The following is a 25,334-nucleotide window of genomic DNA, read 5'->3' on the forward strand; positions in this document are numbered from 1 at the left end:
ATCGGCGAAAGGCTGTTATTGTTATGCACCTCTTCTGCATCAAATAGCCATCACTCGAATGGTCGATCAACCTCAGGAATGAATCTCACAGCATGCAACTTCGCGGCTTCAGCAGTACGTCCAATCGGATTTTCGATTTCATTAGCCTGTGGATTCTTCCCACCGGTTATTTCCTGCTCCTGTGCGCGCTGTTCTTCTTGCCGGGTCGAAGTCTGCATCACAAGTTGTTCTATGGCCTGTTCAGCATTCCGACACTGATCGCGCTGTGCCTGCGCCCGCGCGAACTCAAGGAGCTGCTGCGCGAGCCGATTTTCATCGCGGCCCTGCTGTTCGCCGCCTGGGCGTTGCTCAGCCTCGCCTGGGGGCCGGGCGGGGAGCCGCTCGGCGGAATGTTCAAGCCGCCACTGCATACCTTGCTGCTGTTTGCCGGCTGCTACCTGCTGGTGCGCTACCGCAGCGACATCCTGCAACCCTTGCTGTTCGGCGCCGCGTTGGTCGCGCTGATTGCCACGACCATTTTCCTGTTCATGTTCGCCCGGGTTTATGAGCCGGGCATGCGCCTGATCGGCGGTGGTGCCTTCGATAACCCGTTGCTCAGCTCGCACCTGTTCGGCTTCTTCAGCGCCTACTGGCTGAGCGTGACCATGACCTGCAAACGTCGCCAGATGATGTGGCTCAGCTTGCCGGCGATGGCAATCATGTTCATGGCCGTGATCGGCACCGGTTCCCGGACGCCGTTGGTGGCACTGACCATGGCGGCGCTGTGGCTGTGTTTCATCTGCTGGAACAAGCGCTCGGTGGGGTTACTGATCGCGCTGGTCATGAGCGGCGTAGCAGTCATTACGCAGTTTTCGCAGATGATCACCGAACGTGGCGACTCCTATCGTCTGGAAATCTGGCAGAAGGTACTGCACATGATTGCCGATCATCCATGGATCGGTCATGGCTACAGCGCCAGCCTTGCCGTAGACCCCGGTAACGGCATCAGCTTTCAGGAGCCGCACAGCTTTATCCTGGGTGTGCTGTATTACGTCGGCATCATCGGCTTGCTGCCCTGGCTGTTCTTCCTGCTGTGGGGCCTGCTGAGCAGTTGGCGCCAGCGTGTGCAGCCACTGCTGATCATTGCCTCGACCTGGCTGGTATTCGGTATTGGCGCCGGGCTGACCGAAGGCGGCGGGATCATTTCGCGGCCCAAGGAACACTGGTTCCTGTTGTGGATCCCGCTGGCACTGATCGCGGCGCTGAGCATCAATCAACGCGCGCGGCGCCTGTTGACCCAGCCGGTGCAAAAGCTTGCGACCGCTGACCTGGAGCACATGAGCAGCACGGCCCAGATCATTGAAGAAGATGGCCTCGGCCCGAAAGTCCTGCGCCTGACCGACGGCAGTTTCCTCAAGCTGTTCCGCCGTCGCCGCTGGTACACCTCCGGCAGCTTCAATCCCTACTCCGAACGTTTCGCGGTCAACAGCGAACAACTGCGTCAGATGGGCATCCCGACCCCGCAAATATTGAATCTGTACCGTCTCGACGATGGCAGCAGCGCTGTGCATTACGCGCCGTTGCCGGGGCACACGCTGCGTCAGGTGTTGCAGAGCATTACCGCTCCTGCGGTGCGCCAGGCGCTGGTGGAGCGCTTTGGCAAATTCATGGCGCAACTGCACGAGAAAGGCGTTTATTTCCGCTCGCTGCACCTGGGCAACGTACTGGTACTGGAAGACGGCGAGTTCGGCTTGATCGATCTGGCCGACCTGCGCATCTACCCTACCCCGCTCAGTCTTTCCCTGCGCCAACGCAATTTGCGTCATATGCAACGTTACACTGTCGACAAACGCTGGCTGTTCGAGGATCACCTCGATGCGTTGCTCCAGGGGTACGCCATGACGGCGTCTAAATCCGCGGTTGAAAATCTGCACAGGCAAGTGCTGGCCGGCAACACCCCGGCTCGGGTTCATTGATGATCGAAACCAATCCGCTTATTGCGCTGGCAGCCTATCTGCTGGCCATCGTCACTTCCGCCTTGCTGTTGCGCGCGGTGCCGAAAATCGCTCGGCACCTGCAGCATTCCGGCGAAAGTCGATATGCCAGCATCGACGGCCTGCGTGGCTATCTGGCGTTTGGTGTGTTCGTGCACCACTCGATCATCACCTGGATCTTCTTGCGCACCGGGGTGATCGACTTTCCGCCGAGCAACTTCTATTCGATGCTCGGTCAGGGCAGCGTCGCGCTGTTCTTCATGATCACCGGTTTTCTGTTCTGGAGCCGCCTGCTCGCGCAGGGACGCAACCATGACTGGCTGGCCTTCGGCGTGTCACGGGTATTTCGCCTGTATCCGCTTTATCTGCCGCTGATGCTGCTGGTGTTCGTCTCGATCTTCCACTTGCAGGACTGGCAAATGAAGGAGCCTGGCCTGGAGCTGTTCAAACAGATCCTCGCCTGGCTGACGTTCGACCGCCCGGACATCAACCAGTACCGCCACTCCGGCATGCTGATATCCAACGTCACCTGGACGCTGGCCTATGAGGTGTTTTTCTACATGGCGCTGCCATTGGCCGGGCTGGTGTTCATCTACCGCGGCAGCTGGTTGCAGGTGGTGCTGTGCCTGATCGGCATCTACACGCTGTACCAGGTCATCGGCTGGGAACATTCGCTGAAGAAACACTTTCTGGCGAGCTTCCTCGGTGGCATCGCCGCCGCCTACTGGATTCGCCGACCGGCGCTCGTGGCATGGAGCCAGTCACGCCTGGCGAGCATCATCGCCGTGCTCGCGCTGGTGATTGCGTTCACCGCGTTCAGTCGGGCGTTCAAGACTGCACCGCTGTTTCTGCTGGGGTTGTTTTTCGTGATCGTCGCGTCCGGCAATAATCTGTTCGGCGCGCTGAAACCACGCAGCATTCGCTGGCTCGGCGAGATCAGCTACAGCACCTATCTGCTGCACGGGTTCGTGCTGTGGCTGATGGTGCAACGGCTGCCGCTGCTGCTGAATATCGATGCGCGGGAAACGGCGGTGTACCTGCCCCTGGTGGCCGTCTGCACCTGCTTGCTGATTCTGATCAGCAGCGCGACGTTCCTCTATATCGAGCAGCCGGGCATGGCTGCCGGCAAGAAGGTTGTGCATTGGCTGCGCCAGCGTCAGAAGGGCGAAAAGCGCTTGCCGGAGAAGGTCGCCCGCTGAGCGCGAGCGACCGCTGCCTCAGTCCTTTTCCAGCGGGGAAAAGAGCAGACGCCCCAGTCCGCGCCAGGTCTTCTTGTTCCAGGCCTTGAACGGGATCTGCGCCAGCAGCTCCCTTGCCAGCTTGCGATTGCGATTGGCGGTCTTGAGGAACATCGAGTTCAGCGCCTTGAAGCGCACTTCGTCGTACAGCGGATGATCGCTGAACAGCGCATAAGTGCGCAGGATGTTCTCGATCATGAAGCGATGATTCTTGTACGAGTTGGTGGCGTGCTTGCGGTAGCGCGCCATCACCACGTTCAAACCGTCGATGAAGTAGCCAGCACGGGTCACCTTCAGTTCGATGTACAGGTCTTCAAGACGAATCGTCGGATCGAACCCTCCCACCTTCTCCAGCGCCTCACGACGGATCATCAACGTCGGTGCTGGCGGATACGGCTTGCGTTCAAGAAACATGTCGTCGAAATCGAGGCGGCGAAACGGCACGTCGCGGCGCTGACGTTTCTCCGGGTAAAGACTGCCGTCGGCGTGCATCAGCTCGATATTGCCGGCACAGATCCCGACTTCAGGCTTGCCGTCCATGTACGCCACCTGGGTGGCAATACGTTCGGGGTACATGATGTCGTCGGAGCCGAACGGCACAATCAGGCTGCCCTTCGAACGGGCGATAGCGCCGTTGAGGGTATTGGTCAGGCCCTGATTCTGCTGCACACGGAAATCGAAGCCGTACTGCGCCTGCAACGCGCTGATGCGCTCGACGCTGTCGTCCTTCGAACCGTCATCGACCACCAGCAACTCGATGTTCTTGTAGCTCTGGTTGAGGACACTGAGGATGCTTTCCTCAATGTACGGGCCGTGGTTGTACGAGGCGATGATCACGGTGACGAGGGCGTTGGCTTCGCTCATGACTTGTTCTTCGCTCACGGCTGCTCCTTGCGGGCCTGCTCCAGGCCGGAATCGATCAGGTCCAGATATTCCTGACGGAACACCTCGATGTCGTGTTGTTCCTGCAGATAACGGTAGGCCTGTTCGCCCTTGGCCTTGAGCTCGTCGTCCGACAGCGCCAGATAGTTATCCAGCGCGGCGACCAGACTCGGCACGTCCTTGGGCGTGATCGCCAGACCACCGGCACCTTCGATCAGCGGCAACATTGCCGGCACGTTCGAAGCGATCACCGGCAAATGGCCGCTCATGCCTTCGAGCAAGGCCAGGCCCAGGCCTTCGGCCAGCGACGGCATGGTCCAGATGTCGAACGCACGCACGTATTGCAGAGCGTTTTCCTTGAAGCCCAGCAGGTGCGCGCGACCGCTCAGGCCCAGTTGCTCGATCTCGGCAGCCAGCGGTGCCTGCAAGCGCCCGGCACCGATGATCGCCAACTGGGTGTTCGGGTATTTGTCCTTCAGTGCGGCAAAGGCTTGCAGCAGATAGGTGTGGCCCTTGACCGACACCAGCCGCCCCAACGCACCGATCAAACGCACATTCGGGTCGAGACCCAACAACTCGCGAGCTTTTTCGCGGCTGTGCTGCAAGCCCTCGGCCTGCTCGATGTCGATGGCATTGGTAATGGCGTAGGTGTTCTGGTCGGTAAAGCCGCAATCGCAATCGAGCAGGTACTGTTTGACCGCCGGCGACACGCCGACGAAGCGCCAGTGCCGATCGATCAGACGCTGAGTCTGACGACGCCGGTAAAAGCGATCGTACTCGCCGAAACCGTGGGAGATGCCAATGCACAGCGGCACCTTCAACCAGCGGTTGAGCGCCAGCATCATGTTCACCGGTTTGAAGCGGTTGCAGATCACCACGTCGAACTTTTCCCGGCGGCAGAACTTGTACAACTGCCACATCGCCCGCAGGCGCATGCCCTTGAGCGACTTGTCGGAAAACTCGAAGTACACCGAATGGTCGGCCCGGCTCACCGGCTCGCCCGGCCCCGGTTTGCCGCGCAGGAAAGCCGCGGTGATCTCATAGCGATCGCTCGGCAGCGCCTTGACGATCTGCTCGGCGAGGTCGGCAAAGTCATGGGCTTTGACGTTGTAGTCGGGTTGCAGCTGCAACACCTTGAACCGTTGACTCATGACTCTCCCCGCTGGACGCCTGTCTCACCGTGCTTCAGTAGCCAGAACAACTCCTGGCGCCTGACTGCTTTTCGAAAAAATTCGTTTTCGCCGTACACCGACCCAGCCCGCCCGGCGAGCACACGCTGGATAACCCGGCGCAGGCGACGCTTGAACGGTGCCGGCGGCTGCAGGTCATGCATCATGCCCAGCGCCATGGCCTTGTCCCGTTGCAACTCGATGGACAGCGGCAGGCACAGCGGCTGCATCGGCACCGCCGAATCGAAGGACGGCGGCAAGGCAATGCCCTGCCCGGTGTTGCCCATCGGCCAGCGGTCGTTGTCGTGCAAGTGGTTGGCGTAACCGAGCAGCGTCGGCTGCCAGTCGAGGCCTTGGAGCGCCTGCAAAACCGCTTGCTGGGCGCAGATATGGTCAGGGTGCGGATCGAGGGTCGGATGCGGCAGCACGATCACGTCAGGACGCGCGCGCAACAGCACTTCACGCAAGTCGGCCAGCAGGTTGTTCCAAGTCGGCGCGCCGTCGGCATCGCCCGGCAGAGTGAACGGATTCAACTGACGAAACAGGCGCGTGTCGTTCAGGTCGGCTTCACGCGAGCCCACCGCCTGATTCGGCGCGGCCTGCATCGCCGCCAGTTGCAGGCAAAAGTAACCGAGTTGCACGCAGTGTTCCTGCGGCACACCGGCCCAACGCGGCACGGCGAGGCTGTCCCAGGCACGCAACCGGCCCTTGAGCCGTGCCGCCTCGACCTTGTTCATGCCCATCTGTTGATAGTATTCGGCTTCGATCTCACCCGCGGTCAGGGTGACGATCCAGGCTTCGTCGGCCTGGCTGTACAAGCCATAGGCGGCCAGCTCGGCATCGTCGGCGTGCGGGGCGATCACCATCACCCGCTGACGGCGGTAGTCTGGTTGCTCCAGCGCCCACAGCACCGGCTCGCCAAAGACCCGGCAAAAGCGCCCGCGCAAGCGCAACTGACCTTGCGCCAAGGCTTGCGCCTGACCGCTGAGGTTCAGGTAACGCAGGCCATTGACCCCGCGCTCGAAGGTTTGTGCATCAGGATGCGTCCCGCCGAGCAGTTCGACGCGCGGATCAAAGAACCGTCCCAGCCAGGTGCTTTTAACCTTTACCGCGAGGATCAACGTCGCTTCGTCGACCAGCATCACACCCTCGTCCAGGCGCAATTGCTCGCCGCTCAAATGCACCTTCGGCTGCGGTGTAAACGGCGGAAAGCTGTACTGGTAATCGTCTTTCGGCGAATAGAACAGGTGATCGGCAAACCACGCTTCATGGGCGACCCAGCCAACCACCGCGAGCACCAGCGGCAACCACCACGCGACCAGCACACCGAGCGCGATCAACACGCTCAGGGCGATCAGCAAGGTAATGCGTTTATTGCGACGATGACGCTTGAGCAGTTGCTGTTTGCGGCTCATGGGCTGACTCATACGGTGAACACCGGCACAGGATTGCACCAGCGATCCTTGTATTCACGGTCGGCGCGACCGAAGGAAAACCGCAGCGGCTTGTTCAGGGCGCGCGCGTGTTCCCAGGCGCTTTGCGTATTGAGGAAGCTCAACACGCTGCCGGGGCTGAACTCGCGAGTTTCGGGATCGACGCCGCCGTTGATGTACTCGACGCTGATCCACTCCGGCGCTTCGACGCGGTACACCAGTTGAATGGCGATCGGCGCATCATTGAGGTAGATCACCGAGCCAATCAGCAGTTCGCGCAGCAGCTCGATGACTTCGGCCATGCGCGCCGCGCCGGTGGCCGGGAAGCCCCAGCGGCGCTGGAACAGATCACAGTAGATCGCCGCCAGTTCGGCACTGGAGAACTCGGCAACCGGACGCACCACGCCACCCGCCTCCTCCAGCAGGCGCAGTTCGCGGCGCTGGTTGTAGCGGAACTTCTTCGACAGTTCTTCGGGGGTGCGGGCCATGGCCAGTTGTTCGGTCTGCAACTTGAGGCCGCTGAAGCGGTTTTCGTTGAGAGCCGACAGATAGCGTGCGCGATGGCGCAACGGTGCCTGGGCATCGACGGCGGCCGGCAGGATCAGCTCGGCATTGCCGAGGTCGAACAGGCCTTTCTTGCCGTTGCGCTTAAGCACGTCCTTGGACAGGGCCAGGTCGCGGCCCCAGGTCGGGATTGCCGCTTTGACTTCACCGTCCTGCTCCCACGCCAGATAGCGCACCGGGATGCCGGCCAGATCAGCCAGACGCTCGACTACCAAAGGATGCGTCGCGACGCTGCCGCCAAAACGCTGCCAGGCGCTGGCATAGGTGGAGGCGTCAACGGGCGACCAGCCACGTTCGCGCCAGCCTTGAAATCGGTTGAGCATCAGCCCCTCGGTGCCAGATCGGTAACTTGCGGCAGACGCCAGAAGGTGTCGCGCACCGCACGGTCGGAGAAACGCTCACGCAGGCGATCGAGCATCAGCTCGGCGCACTGCCGGCGCTGCTGATCATCCATACCGGCCAAATGTTGCAGGCCTTGTGCAAGATGTTCGGCATCGCCCAGCGGGAACAGAATCCCTACACCTTCGACCACTTCCTTGGCCCCGCCACAGGCAGTGGCGAGCAAAGGCACGCCGGCCGCCATGGCCTCCAGCAGCACCATGCCGAACGGTTCGTGATCGGAGCTCAGGGCAAACACATCGAAGGCGCGGAAGTAATTGCGCGCGTCCGGCACCTGACCGAGAAACAACACACGATCGCCGATGCCCAGCTCCCGGGCCAGCTCCTTGAGATCCTGCTCCAGACGGCCCTTGCCGAGAATCACCAGTTGACTGTTGCCCGGCAGACCGGGCAATGCCGCGGCAAAACCGTGCAGCAAGGTGGCCTGATCCTTGTCCGGGTGCAGCCGACCGACGTTGCCGACAATGAACGCATCCGCCGCCAGCCCCAGGGTCTCGCGGGCCTCGCGGGCCGACACCTGACTGGCCTGCAAGGCCGGCACATCGATGCGGTTGTACAAGGTCTGGATGCGGGTCGACGGCCATTTCGGCAGGCAGCGCCGCATGTCGTCGCGCACTGCGTCGGACACACCGAGCAGACTCAGACGCTTGCGGAAAATGTGCGCGAACAGCTTGCGCGTGCCGCGTTTGTAATCGTCAAACGCGTGGTGCACGCCAATCACCGGCAGCGACGTGCCGAGCAAGGCGATGTAGATCGGCTTGAAGCGATGGGCGATGCAGAAACTGAAATTGCGTGAAGCGGCGATCTTGCGCAAATCACCGATGGCGCCCAGCTTCAGGCCACGAATGGCCTTGGAGCTGTATTCCATGAACAACACTTCATCGGAAGCACACGCTGCGGCCACCTCGCTATCGGCGGCCCCGGTCAGAAAGACCGTGGTCACCCGATAACCGGTGCCCGCGAACAGGCTGGCGTACTGCCGTGCGCAGTCGAGGAACGGCCCGTCATAGCCGTGACAGAACTGCAGCACATGGCGTTCAGCCGAGCGAGTCATAAGCGTTTGCGCCCTCTTTGACCACCAGAATGTCTTCCATGATCAGGTACTGCAGATCGGAGCCGAAGAACATGTTCAGGGCGTCGGTCGGCGAGCAGATCATCGGCTCACCACGACGGTTCAGCGAGGTGTTCAGCGACACGCCGTTGCCGGTGAGGTTTTCCAGCGCCTTCATCATGTCGTAGTAGCGCGGGTTGTATTCGCGCTTCAGCACCTGGGCACGGGAAGTACCGTCTTCGTGGACGACTTCCGGCACGCGGGTCTTCCACTCTTCCGCCACTTCGAACGTGAAGGTCATGAACGGCGCCGGGTGATCGATCTTGATCATCTGCGGTGCAACGGTGTCGAGCATCGACGGGCAGAAAGGCCTCCAGCGCTCGCGGAACTTGATCTGGTGGTTGATCCGGTCAGCCACACCGGCCACGCTCGGGCAACCGATGATCGAACGACCGCCCAGTGCACGCGGACCGAACTCCATACGGCCCTGGAACCAGGCCACCGGGTTGCCATCGACCATGATTTTGGCGATCTGCTCCGGCATGTTGTCGAGCTTGCGCCAGGTCGGCTTGTTCTCGTGACGGGCGCACGCGGCGATCACGTCTTCGTTGCTGTACGACGGGCCGAGGTAGACGTGTTCCATCTTCTCGACCGGCACGCCACGGGCGTGGGACACATAGGCTGCTGCGCCGACCGCGGTGCCGGCATCGCCGGACGCAGGCTGGACGAACAGTTCCTTGATGTCATCGCGGGCGATGATTTTCTGGTTCAGCTTGACGTTCAGCGCGCAGCCACCGGCGAAGGCCAGCTTGCCGGTTTCCTTGAGCACATCGCCCAGGTAGTAATCGATCATCTGCAACGCCAGTTTCTCGAACAGCGCTTGCATGCTGGCGGCGTAGTGGATGTACGGTTCGTCGGCGATATCGCCTTCACGCTTCGGACCCAGCCACTCGATCAGCTTCGGCGAGAAGTAGAAGCCTTTGCCCTTCTCTTTATAGCGACGCAGGCCGATCACGTTGGCGTAGTCGGTGTTGATCACCAGTTCGCCGTTCTCGAACGAGGCCAGACGCGAGAAGTCATATTTGCTGGCGTCGCCGTACGGCGCCATGCCCATGACCTTGAACTCGCCGTCGAGCATCTCGAAACCGAGGAACTCGGTGATCGCGCCGTACAGGCCGCCGAGGGAGTCCGGATCGAAGAATTCCTTGATCTTGTGGATCTTGCCGTTTTCGCCATAACCGAAGAAGGTCGTGGCGTACTCGCCCTTGCCGTCGATGCCGAGGATCGCGGTTTTCTCTTTGAAACCCGAGCAGTGGTAGGCGCTGGAGGCGTGAGCGAGGTGGTGCTCGACCGGCTCGATCTTGATCTTCTTCGGATCAAAACCCAGTTGCTCCAGGCACCAGACGATCTTGTTGCGATAGCGCTTGTAGCGACGGTTGCCCATCAGGATCGCATCGAGGGCGCGATCCGGTGCGTACCAGTAACGCTTGGCATAGTGCCAGCGGGCCTTGCCGAACAGGCTGATCGGGGCGAACGGAATCGCCACCACGTCAACGTCGGACGGCTTGATACCGGCCTGTTCCAGGCAGAACTTCGCCGATTCGTAGGGCATGCGGTTCTTTGCATGCTTATCGCGGACGAAGCGCTCTTCTTCAGCCGCCGCCACCAGCTTGCCGTCGATGTACAAGGCGGCTGAAGGGTCATGGCTAAGGGCGCCGGACAGGCCAAGAATCGTCAATGCCACAGGGTCTAGCCTCTTTAGTCTGCATTCAGGCGCGATGCGCCTCGAAAATTGATGTGCCCTCGCACCGGGCGAGAGACAGCTAAAGGGCGGGATTATAGCGTAAAAGCGCCGACAAGCCTCTAGCGGAACTGGCCGGCCTTTGCGTTGACACTCCCGAGCCTCTCAACATAGACTTCCGTGCAAATGGGCTGGGGGATCCCGGTCGGCGCTAATGCCTCGGTGAGATCACCGGGGCTTTTCGCTTTCTGGGGGAGGGAAAACCTTCAACCCCCAATTCTCGAAACCTTTCCCAACTTTATTCCGCCCACCGCTGCAATAGAACTTGCGCCTGAGCACATCAAACGCGCGATTTTCCTGACCCGCCCTCAAAACACTCATGCCGATCGGCCTTGCAACAAGATCAGCCAGCTGCAATCCGGTGGAATTGACTTGTTTTGTGGCGAAGACGATGTCAAACGGCAGTTGAACCCCCAATCGGTTAGACCCGCCACAAACCCTGCGAAACTCCAGCTCAAGCTCGTTATCCTCCCGCTTGCCTCGCCGCTCGAAAATCACATGCGTTAACACTTTATGTTGATGCTTTTCCTGCAAAAACTCATGCAGCGTTTCCAGACAGAAGCCGAGAGCCAAGTGGTAGGGGTTGTCCGCAGATGCCTGCTTTTCGCGCAGCAAGGCCTTGTCGATAACGCAACTGATCAGGACAAAATTGATGGCCTCGATAATGCAGGTCAATTCGTCGAGAAAGGCATGCTTGTGCACTCTCGAAGTGAACAGGCTGGAGAACGCTCCTTTTTCTTTTCGAATCTCCAGCTCATGCAGCACGATCAGATCGTGCCCCATATGGTTGAACTTGAATTTCTGGACAGCCGGAATGACCTTTTCGCAGTAATGCCTTTTTTGAAAGACGCAAAAAGCAAGCACGAATATAGGGTAATAGGGATCCAGCTTCTGCATCCCTTGATCACCGCTTTCATCAACATAGACGATGTAGTCGCTGTATCTCCCGGACGGATACAAGAGCGCTGCCGCTTCAACAATCGCTTGCGACTCGCTCTGGTTTTCAAACAGAGAAAATTGCAAAAAAGTTACCCGCGATCTGTTCGCCAATAGATGCCGATATTGCCATCCACGACCTGTTGATAAATCGTATACGGCAACACCACCGTATCCAGCACCCCGGACAATGGCAGGTCCAGCAACACGAATGGCACCAGGACGCCGGAGGGGTCAGGGGGCGCGTGGAGCACACAGAAGTCGAACGCCAGACCGCTGTAGATCCGTGGAATCGATTGGCAGTAGGTTTTCTGTTTGCGCATGTCGCGGGCGACGTCAGCGTCCATTTGCAGGACCGAGGCGGCGGTGCCGCAGCCGGATAAAAGCCATGCGCAGGTGCTGAGTGTTAAAGCGTTTTTGATGGTCAAGTCTTGCCCTCCGAAGTGGTCAGGGCAAGCTAGCATCGGGGCTGGAGCGGGCACAGTTCATGGCTTCTGGAGAAGCTGTAGGACAAGTCAGTGCAGTTTGTCCGCTATTGCTCAACGGGAGTTTTTTGGGGCTTTAAAGCCCTGTTGCGAGCAGGCTCACTCCTACAGGGGAATGCTATCCCATGTGGGAGCCAGCCTACTGGCGAAGGCGGCTCAGGCCGCGCTGGAGATGTCCTTGGGCAACCGCTGATCGATCACCTGATACAGCGCGCTGCTCTCGGGCCAGTTGCGCATGAACCGTGCCCGATCCCGCGCATAGGCCGCTGCGAAACTTCCGACAGAGCTGTGCTGACACATCGAATCCAGATCGATCAGTGCCCAGCGATCTTCCTGCCAGAACAGGTTATGCCCCTTGAAGTCGCCATGGCTGATGCGCTCGGCAATCAATCGTGCGAACAGTTGATCCAGCGCCTGCAACTCGGATTCCGGCGCCGCACCGCTTTCCACATACGGCGCAAAGCGCTCGATGATGTCCGGCCCCGGCAGGAACTCGGTCACCAGATAGGCACGGCTGCGCAACCACAAAAAGCGCTTTTCCAGCACTGCCAGCGGTTTCGGCGTGGCGATGCCAAGGAATGCCAGACGATTGCCTTCACGCCACGAGTGCCACGCGCGGCTCGGACGCCAGAAACGCTTGAGCCAGTGCGCAAAGCCTTTGATGTTGTAGCGCTTGATCACCAGCGTACGCCCGGCCACTTCGACCTTGCCGACGCTCGCCGCGCCGCCGGTCTTGTACAGATGGCCCTGATCGAGCAGTGCATCGGCCTGATCCAGCACCGGCAGCATCGCCGCTTCTTCCTCGCGACGGATCGCCCGCAAGCCGAACGCACCGCGCCGCACACTGAACAACGTGCACTCGCGGCCCACCTTGATCAGATAATCCTTCAGGCGCCAGGCGCGGACCTTGGCGATCTGCTTCTGCAAGGCTTCCAGCGGCAACGCGTGCTCGCTGTTGCTCAGCAGGTAATACACCAGCAATTCTTCGGTGAACGGCTCCAGCGACTTGGGCAACTGGGCGAAAAACACCCCGAGGTTTTCCAGCACTTTCTGCCGCGACAGCGGCTGGCCAGCGGTCTCGGCGCAGATCCCGGCGCCATCGATCAGGTACAGCTGACCGCCCTGACGCAGCAGGTTGTCGAGGTGCAGATCTTCCTGCCACAGGCCTTTGCCATGCAGTTGGCCGATCGCGCCCAGCGCCTCGGCGAGTACCGCCGATTGCTCGTCCGCCAGCACCGGCAGTGATTCGACTTTCTGCCAGGCCTCACCGAGGCTTTCAGCACCTTCGAGGAACTCGAACAGCAGCCAGCCGCCCTCGCCATCCTTCAGGCCATCAGCCAACAACAGCGGCGTGGTGAGACCTTGTTCGGCGAGCAACTTGACGCCCGCCAGTTCGCGCTGAAAATGCCGCGCAGCCTTGCTGCCCACCAGTAATTTGGCCAGCACCGGCCGCCCGCGCCACACCCCTGCACCGACATAGCGCTGCCCCGGCAACACCCGCAGCAGACTGAGCAACTGCAGATCCGCAGGACCGGCCGCATCAGCGAGGCTGATTGTCAGCGGCAGACTCGGCGTACGTCCGGCGTTTTTCAGTTCGGACAAGCGCATCAACGGGTCTCCTTGCGACTACGCCGTGCAGTCAGGCGCGTCACCCAGCTGTCGACCAATGAACTGTCGACTGGCTGATCGAGATAGGCCGCGAGCAACTCGCGCAATTGCGCCTCGCTCCATTCCGGTGCGCGACGCAGCAGCGGCTCCAGATCCTTGACCCGGTCGCGCATGCCGAACAGCAAGGGCCGGGTCTTTTCCAGGTCGATCAGTTGCGCCCGATAGGCGTCGCCATCAGCCTGCAAAAAGATGTGTTTCGGATAAAAGCAGCCGTGCACCTGACGCACGCCGTGCAGCCGGCGCGCCAGCTGTCCACAGGCCTGGAGAATGGCCGATTGCTGCGCGGTGCTCAGCTCGGACCAGCGTTGCAGCAACGAGTCGAGATCATCCCAGCCGTCGAGGGCACGGGTCAGCAGGATCGCCTGGACTTCGCCCTTGACCTTGCGCTCACCGAAGAACGCCGCTTGCAGCGCCGGGATCCCCAACTTGTTGTAGCGGCTGATATTGCGAAACTCGCGGGCGAAACTCGGCTCGCCGAACGGCGCATGCAGGGTGCGGGTCAGGTAGTTGCTCTGGCGCTTGAGGTAGTAGGCCTGCCCTTCCAGCTCCAGGCGAAACACGCTGCTCCAGCCACCGCCATCGGTGTTCGGTTCGTCCACGGCTTCGAGCTGTTTGGCCCAGAGCGCGTCGAAAGTGCCGAGGCCATGACGCTCAAGCAGCGCCCGGTCTTCAGCGGCCAGGAAATCAGTCATTCGCGTCCCTCGAAAAATCTCACCACGTGGCGAATCCGTTTCTTGTCGGCGGCATTCAGCCGATCACGTCCGCGGTATTGCAGGTAGAAGCGCAGGCGCTGGGTGTTCGACAGGTGATACTTGGCCACCTTGTCGAGACAGGCCAGATCCTTGGTGATCCGGTACTTGAGCCAAAAGCCGCGCCAGAAGTCGCCATTCGGGCAGTCGATCAGAAACAGCTGCGCCTGATCGTCGATCAGCAAATTGCGCCACTTCAGATCGTTATGGGTAAAGCGGTGATCGTGCATGGTTCGGGTGTAGCCGGCCAGTTGGCGGCTGATGCCATCAACCCACAGGCGATCCTTGAGTTTCGGATCGTTGCGTTCGGCCAGCGCCGAGAGGTCTTCGGTGCGCGGCAGCTCGCGGGTGATCATGGCGCCACGGGCATAGGCCGCGCCACGTCGCTCCAGGCCCCAGGCCACCACTTCGGCGGTGGGAATGCCCCACTTGGCGAAGCGCTTGAGGTTCTGCCACTCCATCTTCACCCGGGGCTTGCCCAGGTAACGGCGCAAGCCTTTACCGGCGCCGACGTAGCGTTTGACGTAGTAATTCACGCCGTTGCGCTGCACGCGGATGACTTCGGACAGAGGGTCACGGGTCAGGCGCTCGCCCTGCAGGGCAAACACCGCTTCGAGGCTGCCGAAATCTTCGGCCAGTTCGCTGTATTGCGGTTCAAGCGTCCAACCCGCCATCAGAGCGCATCCCCGTAACGCTGTTTGCGCGCATAAAGCTTGTTGGCCTTGCCTTCGAGCCAGCTCAGCAACGGCGCTTCTTGCGCCAGGATCTGCCGTAGCGGTTGCTGGAAGTAGCCCTTGAGGAAACGCAGCTTGTCGCGACGGGTCAGACCGATGTCCAGCGCCGAGAAATACAGCGCGGCCAGGTCCTTGTTGCGCCAGCGTTGAGTAATTCTTGGGCGAGTCTGGGCGCGGTGCAGGTCGATCACCGAGAGCTTGAAATCGTCCGGGGTGATCGGCTTGTCGGTGTGCAGCAGAAAGTGGCAGATGTAGCAGTCGCGGTGGTTGACCCCGGCGCGGTGCATCATGCCGGTCATGCGCGCCACTTCAGCGATCAGCGCGTGCTTGAGTTTCGGCTGCGGCGGGTTCTTGACCCAATCGATGCTGAAGTCTTCGAGGCTGATGGTCGGCGCCAGCTCTTCGGTGACGATGAACGAATGCTGATCCGCCGGGTTGCTGCCCTTCTCGCCGTAAGCCACGGCGGTCATGGTCGGCACCCCGACTTCCTGCAAACGCTGGATTGCCTTCCACTCCTGACCCGCGCCGAGCACCGGCAGCTTGGCGGTCAGCAGGTTCTTGAAGATCTCGCCCCAGCCGATGCCCCGGTGGATCTTGACGAAAAATCCGTTGCCGTCGACTTCCGTGCGCAGAGTCCGTCGAGCTTCCAGCTCGCGGTAGACTTCGCCCTGCAAGCCTTCGACTTCGGCGAACGGGTCGCGCCCGGCCCAAAGGCTCTTGAACGGTTCAGCCAGCATCAACTTCATTTAAGCGTGCTCCGCCAGAATCACATCGGCCGCGTGCTGCGGCATGCTGTAGAGGTCGGCCGTCTCGGCGAAAGCCAGACCATTGCGGCTCCAGGCCGCGCGTGCAGCGTCGTCATTCAACATGTCAGTCAGGTACTGCGTCAGTTGCGCCTGATCGAACGGCTCGTCCAGCACTCGCCCGGCGTCCGCCTCGGCAATGTAATGGGCGTAACCGCAGACCGCGCTGACCAGCACCGGCAACCCGGCGACCAGCGCTTCGAGCAATACTGTGCCGGTGTTTTCGTTGTACGCCGGGTGGATCAACAGGTCGGCGCCAAGCAGGAAGCGCGGGATATCGCTGCGACCCTTGAGGAAGGTCACGTTGTCGCCCAGGCCCAAAGTCGTACTCTGCATCTGGAACAATTTGGGGTCATCCTGGCCGATTACAAACAGCCGGGTGCGCTTCTTCAGCTCGGCGGGCAGTGCAGCCAGCGCCTTGAGGCTGCGATCGACGCCCTTGGTCTTGAACCCGGAGCCGATCTGCACCAGCAGCAATTCATCGTCCTTGAGGCTGAATTCGGCGCGGAAACCGGCGCGAATCTGGTCGGCATCCGCCGGCCGGCGACGATCCTGGGCGATACCCGGCGGCAGCAGGTGGAAGCGCTCCAATGGCGTGTCGTAGTGCTTGATGAACAGCGGCTGCTGCACTTCGGAAATCATCAGCACTTCGGTTTTCGCGTCTTTGGCGAACACCGCGCGCTCGTACTCGGCGAAGTGGCGGTAGCGGCCCCAGCGGCGGTACAGCGAATGGCGCAGGTTCTGCGCCTTGTCTTCGAAGCAGCCGTCGGCGGCGTAGTAGACGTCCAGCCCCGGCATCTTGTTGAAACCGATCAAGCGGTCCACCGGACGCTTGGCCAGATCCGCTTCCATCCACGCCGTGAGTTTCTCGTTGCGCCGATGATTGAAGAACGCCTTGACCGGCGCCACCAGCACTTCGAAACCGGGCGGCACGTCGCCTTCCCAGATCAGCGTATAGACACGGATCTGATGGCCGCGCTTCTGGCATTCGAGGGCGATGCGCATGAAGTCGCGCTGCAAGCCACCGAACGGGAAATATTTGTACAGAACAAAAGCCAATTGCATCAGCGCAGCTCCTCAGCCATTAACAACGTGCTCAGTCGGCTGGCGACACGCTCGGGATTCACACGCGTGAAGCACAGCGGCTGCTCGCGTTTCAGGTCAAACTGACGGGCATCCTGCGCGGTCGGTTGGTAAGTGCATTTCTTTTGCAGGCAAGGGGCGCAGGGGAAATCACTGGCCATGTGAATCTGCACCTTGCCGTAGGCGCCAGTCAGGCCCGGGTTGGTCGGGCCGAACAGGGAAATCGTCGGCACGTCCAGCGCGGCCGCCAGATGGCCGAGGCCGGTGTCCACCGCGACGCAAGCCTGGGCGCCGGCCAGCACTTTGCCGACCCCGGCCAGATTCAGCTTCGGCAACACTTCGGCGTGCTTGAAGCCAGCGGCAATCCGTTCGGCACGGGCCTTCTCCAGCGGGTTGCCCCACGGCAGTTTGACCCCGACGCCCAGATAGCCGACGCGTTCGGTCAGCTCGCGCCAGTAGGCTTCCGGCCAGTGCTTGGTGTCCCACGTGGTGCCGTGCAGGAACACCACGAACGCGCTCTTGCGCGGCAATTCCACCAGACGCTCGACGTTGAGGCCGTAGTCGCCCAACCCTTTGGGCAGGTCATAACCAAGGGCGATGGCGAACAACTGACGCACCCGTTCGACGGCGTGTTGCCCACGGGCCACCGCCAGTTTGCGATCGTAGAAACGTGCGGCAATCGGCTCACGCGCCGAGCCTTTGTCGAGACCAGCTACCGGGGCTTTGACGTAGCGCGTCAGCCAGGCGCTTTTCAGCAGGCCCTGAGCGTCGATCACCAGATCGTATTGGCTGGCGCGCACGCTTTGCTTGAAGCGCTTCCACTCGCCACTCTTGATGGTCTGCCAGAGGTTCTTGCGCCAGCGACGGATCGCCACGGGAATCACCTTGCCGACGGCCGGGTGCCAGGTCGGGATCTCGGCGAAGCCTTCTTCCACCACCCAGTCGAACTTGATCCCGGGGATGGCCCGGGCCGCGTCGGTCAGCGCCGGCAACGCGTGAATCACGTCGCCCAGCGATGAAGTCTTGATCAGCAATACCCGCAACTTAATGAACCTCGACCACGGAGCCCTGCAGTTTCTGCAAGGCATCGTTGACCGCGTCCGGCATCAGCTGGCGCAGGCAGTTGTAATGGCCGAACCGGCAGGTACGGTCGAAGCACGGGCTGCAATCGAGTCCCAAACGAACGATTTCGACGTGCTCGGCCAGCGGCGGGGTGAACCCCGGTGACGTAGAGCCGTAGACCGCCACCAGCGGACGGTTCAGCGCCGCCGCAACGTGCATCAGGCCGGAGTCGTTGGACACCACCGAGTCTGCGCAGGACAGCAGGTCGATGGCCTCGGCCAGCGAGGTACCGCCGCTGAGGTTGACTGATTCCTCACGCAGGCCGGGAATCAGCCGCGCGCGAATGTCTTCGCCTACCGCGTGGTCGTTTTTCGAGCCGAACAGCCACACCTGCCAGCCTTCGCGAATCCGCGCTTCGGCAACCTTGGCGTAGTGCTCGGACGGCCAGCGCTTGGATTCGCCGAACTCGGCGCCGGGGCACAGGGCCAACACCGGACGGTCCAGAGTCAGGCCGAACTTGGCCAGCGCCGCTTCGCGGGTCACCGGATCGATTTGCAGGCTCGGACGCGGATAAGGCTTCGGCAGCTCGGCGTTCGGCTCGTAAGCCAGCGCCATGAAGCGCTCGATCATCAGCGGATAACGTTCTTTATCCAGCGTGCGCACGTCATTGAGCAGGCCGTAGCGGAATTCGCCACGCCAGCCGGTACGCTGCTTGATGCCGGCGAAAAACGGCACCAGCGCCGATTTCAGCGAGTTCGGCAGCAGGATCGCCTGATCGTACTGGCCGGCCAGGGACTTGCCGATTCGCCGTCGAGTGGCCAATTCCAGTGCGCCATGGCCGAGCGGGAAGCTCAAGGCCTTGCGCACTTCAGGCATGCGCTCAAGGATCGGCCGGCTCCACTCGGGGGCCAGCACGTCGATTTCGCATTGCGGGTGGCGCTGCTTGAGACACTGAAACAGTGTCTGCGCCATCACCATGTCACCGACCCAACTGGGCCCAACGATCAGAATATTCATGTGGTTTCCATAAACGAACCGGGGAGGCCAATGCCTCCCCGCCTCGAGAATCACTGAGGGAGCGGCGCTGCTTGCGATGGGTCATTACCTTCAACATGACTGTCGACTGTCACTCCGCTATCGCGAGCAGGCTCGCTCCCACATGGTTTTGCCTCTGTTCACACATCTGCGACTCACCGCAGATCACTGTGGGAGCGAGCCTGCTCGCGAAGGGGCCAGCACATTCAACATCCATGCTGGCCGACCGACCGCCTTCGCGAGCAGGCTCGCTCCCACCTTTTGAATCTCATTGCCTTCACTGGCGCGCTTCAGCTTAGCCCCAACTCTTTCCAGATCCGCAATACCTGCCGGCGCTCCTCGACAAACTGGTCGCCTGCAATCACCCCGGCGTCCTTCTGCAAGGCCTGTCGGTGGGCGGCGGAGCGGTAGGCTTTATAGGCCTCACGCAACAGGCTGGCATCTTCGGCAGGCATCAGCCCTTCGTGTTCCAGCTCTTCCAGAATGCGGATGTTATCGGTCCAGCGCAGCAATGGCGGGTGGCTGTGCGACCACGCCAGGGCCGCGTATTGCACCATAAATTCAATATCGACGATACCTCCGGCGTCCTGCTTGAGGTCGAACGGCGCCGTGGCCTCGAAGGCATTTGCCGCGGTACCGGCCGCCGTGCTCTTGCTGCCGAGGTTATCGCGCATCTTGGCACGCATCTCGCTGACTTCCTGCTGCAGCTTGGCCAGATCCCGCGCCTTGCCCAAAACCTGCGCACGGACTTTCTCGAACGCCTGACCGACATCCTGACTGCCGACCAGCACCCGCGCCCGCACCAGAGCCTGATGTTCCCAGGTCCAGGCTTCATTTTCCTGATAGCGCTCGAAAGCACCGAGCGAGCTGACCAACAGCCCCGACGCGCCGGACGGGCGCAAACGCATGTCCACTTCATACAGCTGGCCGGAGTTGGTCTGCGCCGTCAGCAAGTGAATGATCCGCTGCCCCAGCCGGGTGAAGAACTGCGCGCCATCGATGGGCTTCGGCCCGTCGGTTTCCGCCTGCGGATCGCCGTCATGGATGAACACCAGATCCAGATCCGAACCATGCCCCAGTTCCAGCCCGCCGACTTTGCCATAACCGACAATGATGAAGCCGGGATCGCACAGGGTGCCATCAGTGCGCAGCGGCGTGCCGTACTTGGCCACCGTCTGACGCCAGGCCAACGCCAGCACTTGCTCGAGAATCGCTTCGGCCAGCCAGGTCAGGTAATCGCTGACTTTCATCAACGGCAGGCTGCCGGCGATTTCCGAGGCAGCGACGCGCAAGCGGTGCGCCAGTTTGAAGTGACGCAGGGCTTCCATCTGCTGTTCGAGGTCGTCTTCGGGAATCCGCGTCAGGCGTTCGCGCAATTCGGCAGCCAGTTCCGGCGCCAGGGGCGGCTTGAACAGCCGGCCTTCGTTGAGCAATTCATCGAGTAGCAGCGGGAAACGGGTGATCTGCTCGGCGATCCACGGACTGGCCGCGCACAGGGTGAGCAAGCGTCGCAGGGCACCGGGGTTTTCCGTGAGCAACACCAGATAGGCCGAACGTCGGGCGACCGCTTCGACCAGCGGTAGCACCCGCTCCAGCACCAGATCCGGGTTGTCATGCTCCACCGCCTGGGCCAGCAGGCGCGGGATAAACGCATCAAGACGCTCGCGACCCAGCCGCTGCATCGCGCGCAATTGCGGACTGCCACGCAGGCTCGCCAGCGCTTTCAGGGCCTTGGTCGCATCGGCGAAGCCGCCCTCTTCGAGCTGCCGGCAAGCGGCCTCTTCATCCTGCGCCTCTTCCCACAGCGGCAACCACTCACCGCCCACCACCACTTCGCAGTCGGCGCCCTCTTCTTCATCGGGATCGGCGATCACCTGCGCAAAGTGCCAGGCCACGCGACCGCGCCAGAACATCAGCTTTTCGTGGAAGGCCTGCCAATCGGCAAAACCGAGCATGAACGCGATACGCGCCTGATCCTGAGCGCCGTCCGGCAACATCTGGGTCTGGCGGTCGGCAATCGCCTGGATCGCGTGTTCGGTGTAACGCAGGAATTCGTAACCTTCGCGCAGCTCGCTGATCACCGCCGGCGGCAGGTAGCCCTGTCCTTCCAGCGTGCTCAGCACCTTTAATAGAGGACGCTGTTGCAGGCTGAGGTCGCGCCCGCCGTGAATCAACTGAAAAGCCTGGGCAATGAACTCGACTTCGCGGATCCCGCCGGAGCCGAGTTTGATGTTGTCGGCCATGCCTTTGCGCCGCACTTCCTGCTGGATCAGCTGCTTCATGGTGCGCAGCGCTTCGATCGCCGAGAAGTCCAGGTAACGGCGGTAAACGAACGGGCGCAGCATATCGAGCAACTGCGCGCCAGCCGCTTGATCGCCAGCCACCACCCGCGCCTTGATCATCGCGTAGCGTTCCCAGTCGCGGCCCTGATCCTGGTAATACTGTTCCAGCGCATTGAAGCTCAGCACCAGCGCGCCGGACGAACCGTACGGGCGCAGGCGCATGTCGACGCGGAACACGAAGCCGTCGACGGTCATCGGGTCGAGGGCCTTGATCAGGCGCTGACCGAGACGAATGAAGAATTCCTGATTATCCAGCGCGCGTTTCACGCCGACGGTTTCGCCGCCCTCGGGGTAGGCGAAAATCAGGTCGATGTCCGACGACAGGTTCAGCTCGACCGCGCCGAGCTTGCCCATACCAAGAATGACCATCTGCTGCGGCAGACCGCTGCGCCGACCGGTCGGCGTACCGAACTGCTGGCAATGGCGGCTGTACAGCCATTGGTAGGCCTGATCGATGGTGGCGTCGGCCATGTCCGACAGATCGCGACAGGTCTGCACCAGATCGGCCTGGCGGTTGAGGTCACGCCAGATGATCCGCACTTGATGCCGAGCGCGCTGGCGGCGCAGGACGCGCCCGAGTTCGTCTTCGCTTTGCGCGGTGTTCACGGCGGCGGCAATCTGCGCGCACAATTCACCCGGTGCGAACGGCCGGTCGAGTTCGCCGGACTGCACCAGTGACAACAACATCAAAGGGTCACGAACGCTCTGTTCAATAACGAAATCGCTGGCGGCACTGACGCGGGCGAATTGCGCCCAGCGTTCCGGGGTCCAGTTGGAGAAGCCGTGATCGTCTTCCAGCGCGGCGACGGCCGTACGGAACGACTGCTCGGATCGAGTGACCAACGGCAGGAGAATGGCGGGGAGTTCGGCAAGCACGGGCAGGGTCATGGTCTATCCTTGATCGGCGTGTAAATGGCCGCTTGTAGTGTTTGATGAAAACCCGCTACGTGAAGGACTGTCGAACAAAAGTTAGAAATAGCTGAAATTTCTTCTTCTTTGGCATCCAGCATCAAACTTTCACCTTTTTCGGATGGTAATCGACCAACCTTAACGATTATTCTCACAACGCAGTCGGAGGCCACAAGCCTTTCCTCTGTAGTTTTACTACTCGTCTATACAGGCGAAAGGCTGAAATGCTCAAAGATTTGTAGTAAAACTACACGCCGCCGGAACAACCTGTCGGCAATCCAAGAATTTTAAATCGTCTGCCCACAAGGCCAGTCGCAAACTCAGGCAACCGATTCTGGAAGCCTTTCCGCCCTGGAGCAAGCCATGCAAGACCTCGATCCCGTCGAAACCCAGGAATGGCTGGACGCCCTGGAATCGGTTCTCGACAAAGAAGGCGAAGACCGTGCTCACTATCTGATGACCCGTATGGGTGAACTGGCGACCCGCAGCGGTTCGCAGCTCCCTTACGCCATCACCACGCCTTACCGCAACACCATCCCGGTAACCCACGAAGCACGCATGCCTGGCGACCTGTTCATGGAACGCCGCATTCGCTCGCTGGTACGCTGGAACGCGATGGCCATGGTAATGCGTACGAACCTGAAAGATTCTGACCTGGGTGGTCACATCTCCAGCTTCGCTTCCAGCGCGACCCTGTATGACATCGGCTTCAACTACTTCTTCCAGGCCCCGACCGACGAACACGGCGGCGACCTGATCTACTTCCAGGGCCACACCTCGCCAGGCGTTTACGCCCGTGCATTCATGGAAGGCCGCATCACCGAAGACCAGATGAACAACTTCCGCCAGGAAGTCGACGGTCAGGGCCTGTCGTCCTACCCGCACCCTTGGCTGATGCCTGACTTCTGGCAGTTCCCGACCGTATCCATGGGTCTGGGTCCGATCCAGGCGATCTACCAGGCACGCTTCATGAAGTACCTGGAACACCGCGGTTTCATCCAGCCGGGCAAACAGAAAGTCTGGTGCTTCCTGGGCGACGGCGAGTGCGACGAGCCGGAATCCCTGGGCGCGATCTCCCTGGCCGGCCGCGAGAAGCTGGACAACCTGATCTTCGTCATCAACTGCAACCTGCAGCGCCTCGACGGCCCGGTTCGCGGCAACGGCAAGATCATCCAGGAACTCGAAGGCGTGTTCCGCGGTGCACAGTGGAACGTGACCAAAGTCATCTGGGGCCGTTTCTGGGACCCACTGCTGGCCAAAGACGTCGACGGCATCCTGCAACGTCGCATGGACGAAGTCATCGACGGCGAGTACCAGAACTACAAAGCCAAAGACGGCGCGTTCGTTCGCGAGCACTTCTTCAACACGCCTGAACTCAAGGCGATGGTTGCCGATCTGTCCGACGACGAGATCTGGAAACTCAACCGTGGCGGCCACGACCCGTACAAGGTCTATGCGGCGTACCACGAAGCGGTCAACCACAAAGAACAACCAACCGTCATCCTCGCCAAGACCATCAAGGGTTATGGCACCGGTGCCGGCGAAGCGAAAAACACTGCGCACAACACCAAGAAAGTCGACGTCGACAGCCTGAAGTTGTTCCGTGATCGTTTCGACATCCCGGTCAAGGACGAAGAGCTGGAGAACCTGCCGTTCTTCAAGCCAGAGCCAAACAGCGCCGAAGCCCGCTACCTGAGCGAGCGCCGTGCCGCGCTGGGCGGTTTCGTACCGCAGCGCCGCGCGCAGAGCTTCAGCGTACCGACGCCGGACCTGGACACCCTGAAAGCCATCCTCGATGGTTCGGGCGACCGTGAAATTTCCACCACCATGGCCTTCGTGCGGATCCTCGCGCAACTGGTCAAGGACAAGGAAATCGGCCCGCGCATCGTGCCGATCATCCCGGACGAAGCCCGTACCTTCGGTATGGAAGGCATGTTCCGTCAGTTGGGCATCTACTCCTCCGTCGGCCAGCTCTACGAGCCAGTCGATAAAGACCAGGTGATGTTCTACAAGGAAGACCAGAAAGGTCAGATCCTTGAAGAAGGCATCAACGAAGCGGGCGCCATGAGCTCCTTCATCGCTGCCGGTACTTCGTACTCCAGCCACAACCAGCCGATGCTGCCGTTCTACATCTTCTACTCGATGTTCGGCTTCCAGCGTATCGGTGACCTGGCCTGGGCCGCTGGCGACAGCCGTACCCGTGGTTTCCTGATCGGCGGCACCGCCGGCCGTACCACCCTGAACGGTGAAGGCCTGCAGCACGAAGACGGTCACAGCCACCTGCTGGCCGCGACCATCCCGAACTGCCGCACCTACGATCCGACCTACGGCTACGAGCTGGCGGTGATCATTCAGGACGGCATGAAGAAGATGACCGAAGAACAACAGGACATCTTCTACTACATCACCGTGATGAACGAGTCGTACCAGCAGCCAGCCATGCCGGCCGGTGCCGAAGAAGGCATCAAGAAAGGCATGTACCTGCTCGAAGAAGACACCCGCGATGCGGCGCATCACGTACAACTGATGGGCTCCGGCACCATCCTGCGTGAAGTACGTGAAGCGGCGAAGATTCTGCGTGAAGAGTTCAACATCGGCGCTGACGTATGGAGCGTTACCAGCTTCAACGAACTGCGTCGCGACGGCCTGGCCGTAGAGCGCAGCAACCGCCTGAAGCCTGGCCAGAAGCCTAAGCAGAGCTACGTTGAAGAGTGCCTGAGCGGCCGTAAGGGTCCGGTGATCGCCTCTACCGACTACATGAAACTGTTCGCCGAGCAGATCCGTCAGTGGGTACCGTCCAAGGAATTCAAAGTCCTGGGCACCGACGGTTTCGGCCGCAGCGACAGCCGCAAGAAACTGCGTCATTTCTTCGAAGTCGACCGTCATTTCGTGGTGTTGGCAGCCCTGGAAGCACTGGCTGACCGTGGTGATATCGAACCTAAAGTCGTGGCCGAGGCCATCGTCAAGTTCGGCATCGACCCGGAAAAACGCAACCCACTGGACTGCTGAGGAGACATT

General features: G+C 60.9%; 20 protein-coding genes. 3 read left to right on the forward strand and 17 right to left on the reverse strand.

The genetic code is table 11. From position 1 onward, the window contains the following. Positions 1–92: 92 nt before the first annotated feature. Together QRN61_RS27350 and QRN61_RS27355 are read left to right on the forward strand one after the other, a co-directional pair. Positions 93–1,955, forward strand: coding sequence for a bifunctional O-antigen ligase/aminoglycoside phosphotransferase family protein (locus QRN61_RS27350; RefSeq protein WP_115988348.1), 1,863 nt, complete (start codon positions 93–95; stop codon positions 1,953–1,955). Then, complete coding sequence (locus QRN61_RS27355) at positions 1,955–3,172, forward strand: acyltransferase family protein (protein WP_096794738.1); 1,218 nt, start codon at positions 1,955–1,957, stop codon at positions 3,170–3,172. Before QRN61_RS27350 ends, QRN61_RS27355 begins: the two co-directional genes overlap by 1 nt. 18 nt (positions 3,173–3,190) lie before the next feature. Here the strand turns inward: QRN61_RS27355 and QRN61_RS27360 are convergent, their stop codons facing one another. The 17 genes from QRN61_RS27360 to QRN61_RS27440 all read right to left on the reverse strand — a co-directional run bounded on the left by QRN61_RS27360 (position 3,191) and on the right by QRN61_RS27440 (position 22,417). After that, on the reverse strand, positions 3,191–4,075 hold the full coding sequence (locus QRN61_RS27360) for a glycosyltransferase (protein ID WP_027611376.1): 885 nt from the start codon (positions 4,073–4,075) through the stop codon (positions 3,191–3,193). Between the two features lie 14 nt (positions 4,076–4,089). Beyond that, complete coding sequence (locus tag QRN61_RS27365) at positions 4,090–5,244, reverse strand: glycosyltransferase family 4 protein (protein ID WP_096794737.1); 1,155 nt, start codon at positions 5,242–5,244, stop codon at positions 4,090–4,092. Further along, positions 5,241–6,677, reverse strand: coding sequence for a PIG-L deacetylase family protein (locus QRN61_RS27370; RefSeq protein WP_285376405.1), 1,437 nt, complete (start codon positions 6,675–6,677; stop codon positions 5,241–5,243). Before QRN61_RS27370 ends, QRN61_RS27365 begins: the two co-directional genes overlap by 4 nt. Positions 6,678–6,685: 8 nt before the next feature. Next, on the reverse strand, positions 6,686–7,582 hold the full coding sequence (locus tag QRN61_RS27375; protein WP_027611373.1) for an antimicrobial resistance protein Mig-14: 897 nt from the start codon (positions 7,580–7,582) through the stop codon (positions 6,686–6,688). After that, positions 7,582–8,712: a glycosyltransferase gene (locus QRN61_RS27380; RefSeq protein ID WP_027611372.1), complete on the reverse strand. Its 1,131-nt coding sequence runs from the start codon at positions 8,710–8,712 to the stop codon at positions 7,582–7,584. The genes QRN61_RS27375 and QRN61_RS27380 overlap by 1 nt, the downstream gene beginning before the upstream one ends. Next, positions 8,696–10,453 (reverse strand): carbamoyltransferase family protein, encoded by a 1,758-nt coding sequence (locus tag QRN61_RS27385; RefSeq protein WP_007967355.1) that lies wholly within the window; start codon positions 10,451–10,453, stop codon positions 8,696–8,698. Before QRN61_RS27385 ends, QRN61_RS27380 begins: the two co-directional genes overlap by 17 nt. A 225-nt stretch (positions 10,454–10,678) precedes the next feature. Beyond that, entirely contained in the window at positions 10,679–11,533 is an 855-nt protein-coding gene (locus tag QRN61_RS27390; protein ID WP_096794734.1) for a DUF3800 domain-containing protein, read from the reverse strand. A gap of 5 nt (positions 11,534–11,538) precedes the next feature. Then, on the reverse strand, positions 11,539–11,874 hold the full coding sequence (locus QRN61_RS27395; protein ID WP_096794733.1) for a YceK/YidQ family lipoprotein: 336 nt from the start codon (positions 11,872–11,874) through the stop codon (positions 11,539–11,541). A gap of 213 nt (positions 11,875–12,087) precedes the next feature. Continuing rightward, positions 12,088–13,539 carry a lipopolysaccharide kinase InaA family protein gene (locus QRN61_RS27400; RefSeq protein ID WP_285376409.1) on the reverse strand — a complete coding sequence of 484 codons (1,452 nt, stop codon included), beginning with the start codon at positions 13,537–13,539 and terminating at the stop codon, positions 12,088–12,090. Continuing rightward, on the reverse strand, positions 13,539–14,291 hold the full coding sequence (locus QRN61_RS27405) for a lipopolysaccharide kinase InaA family protein (protein WP_285376411.1): 753 nt from the start codon (positions 14,289–14,291) through the stop codon (positions 13,539–13,541). The genes QRN61_RS27400 and QRN61_RS27405 overlap by 1 nt, the downstream gene beginning before the upstream one ends. Then, the gene (locus tag QRN61_RS27410) at positions 14,288–15,022 is read right to left on the reverse strand and encodes a lipopolysaccharide kinase InaA family protein (protein WP_097087069.1); all 735 of its coding nucleotides are present in this window, start codon (positions 15,020–15,022) and stop codon (positions 14,288–14,290) included. Before QRN61_RS27410 ends, QRN61_RS27405 begins: the two co-directional genes overlap by 4 nt. After that, positions 15,022–15,828 carry a lipopolysaccharide core heptose(I) kinase RfaP gene (gene rfaP / locus QRN61_RS27415; protein WP_285376413.1) on the reverse strand — a complete coding sequence of 269 codons (807 nt, stop codon included), beginning with the start codon at positions 15,826–15,828 and terminating at the stop codon, positions 15,022–15,024. Before rfaP ends, QRN61_RS27410 begins: the two co-directional genes overlap by 1 nt. Beyond that, positions 15,829–16,950, reverse strand: coding sequence for a glycosyltransferase family 4 protein (locus QRN61_RS27420; RefSeq protein WP_135294812.1), 1,122 nt, complete (start codon positions 16,948–16,950; stop codon positions 15,829–15,831). Continuing rightward, positions 16,950–18,011 carry a lipopolysaccharide heptosyltransferase I gene (gene waaC, locus QRN61_RS27425; RefSeq protein WP_027611365.1) on the reverse strand — a complete coding sequence of 354 codons (1,062 nt, stop codon included), beginning with the start codon at positions 18,009–18,011 and terminating at the stop codon, positions 16,950–16,952. Before waaC ends, QRN61_RS27420 begins: the two co-directional genes overlap by 1 nt. Position 18,012: 1 nt before the next feature. Continuing rightward, complete coding sequence (gene waaF, locus QRN61_RS27430) at positions 18,013–19,047, reverse strand: lipopolysaccharide heptosyltransferase II (RefSeq protein ID WP_047290935.1); 1,035 nt, start codon at positions 19,045–19,047, stop codon at positions 18,013–18,015. A gap of 308 nt (positions 19,048–19,355) precedes the next feature. Next, complete coding sequence (gene glnE / locus QRN61_RS27435) at positions 19,356–22,295, reverse strand: bifunctional [glutamate--ammonia ligase]-adenylyl-L-tyrosine phosphorylase/[glutamate--ammonia-ligase] adenylyltransferase (protein ID WP_285376417.1); 2,940 nt, start codon at positions 22,293–22,295, stop codon at positions 19,356–19,358. Continuing rightward, positions 22,292–22,417 carry a hypothetical protein gene (locus QRN61_RS27440; protein ID WP_257012623.1) on the reverse strand — a complete coding sequence of 42 codons (126 nt, stop codon included), beginning with the start codon at positions 22,415–22,417 and terminating at the stop codon, positions 22,292–22,294. The genes glnE and QRN61_RS27440 overlap by 4 nt, the downstream gene beginning before the upstream one ends. 262 nt (positions 22,418–22,679) lie before the next feature. Between QRN61_RS27440 and aceE the strand changes: the two genes are divergently transcribed. Beyond that, entirely contained in the window at positions 22,680–25,325 is a 2,646-nt protein-coding gene (gene aceE / locus QRN61_RS27445) for a pyruvate dehydrogenase (acetyl-transferring), homodimeric type (RefSeq protein WP_003220999.1), read from the forward strand. The last annotated feature ends 9 nt before the right edge of the window (positions 25,326–25,334 follow it).

Source organism: Pseudomonas sp. lyk4-TYG-107, from assembly GCF_030209055.1.
Lineage (GTDB): Bacteria > Pseudomonadota > Gammaproteobacteria > Pseudomonadales > Pseudomonadaceae > Aquipseudomonas > Aquipseudomonas putida_A.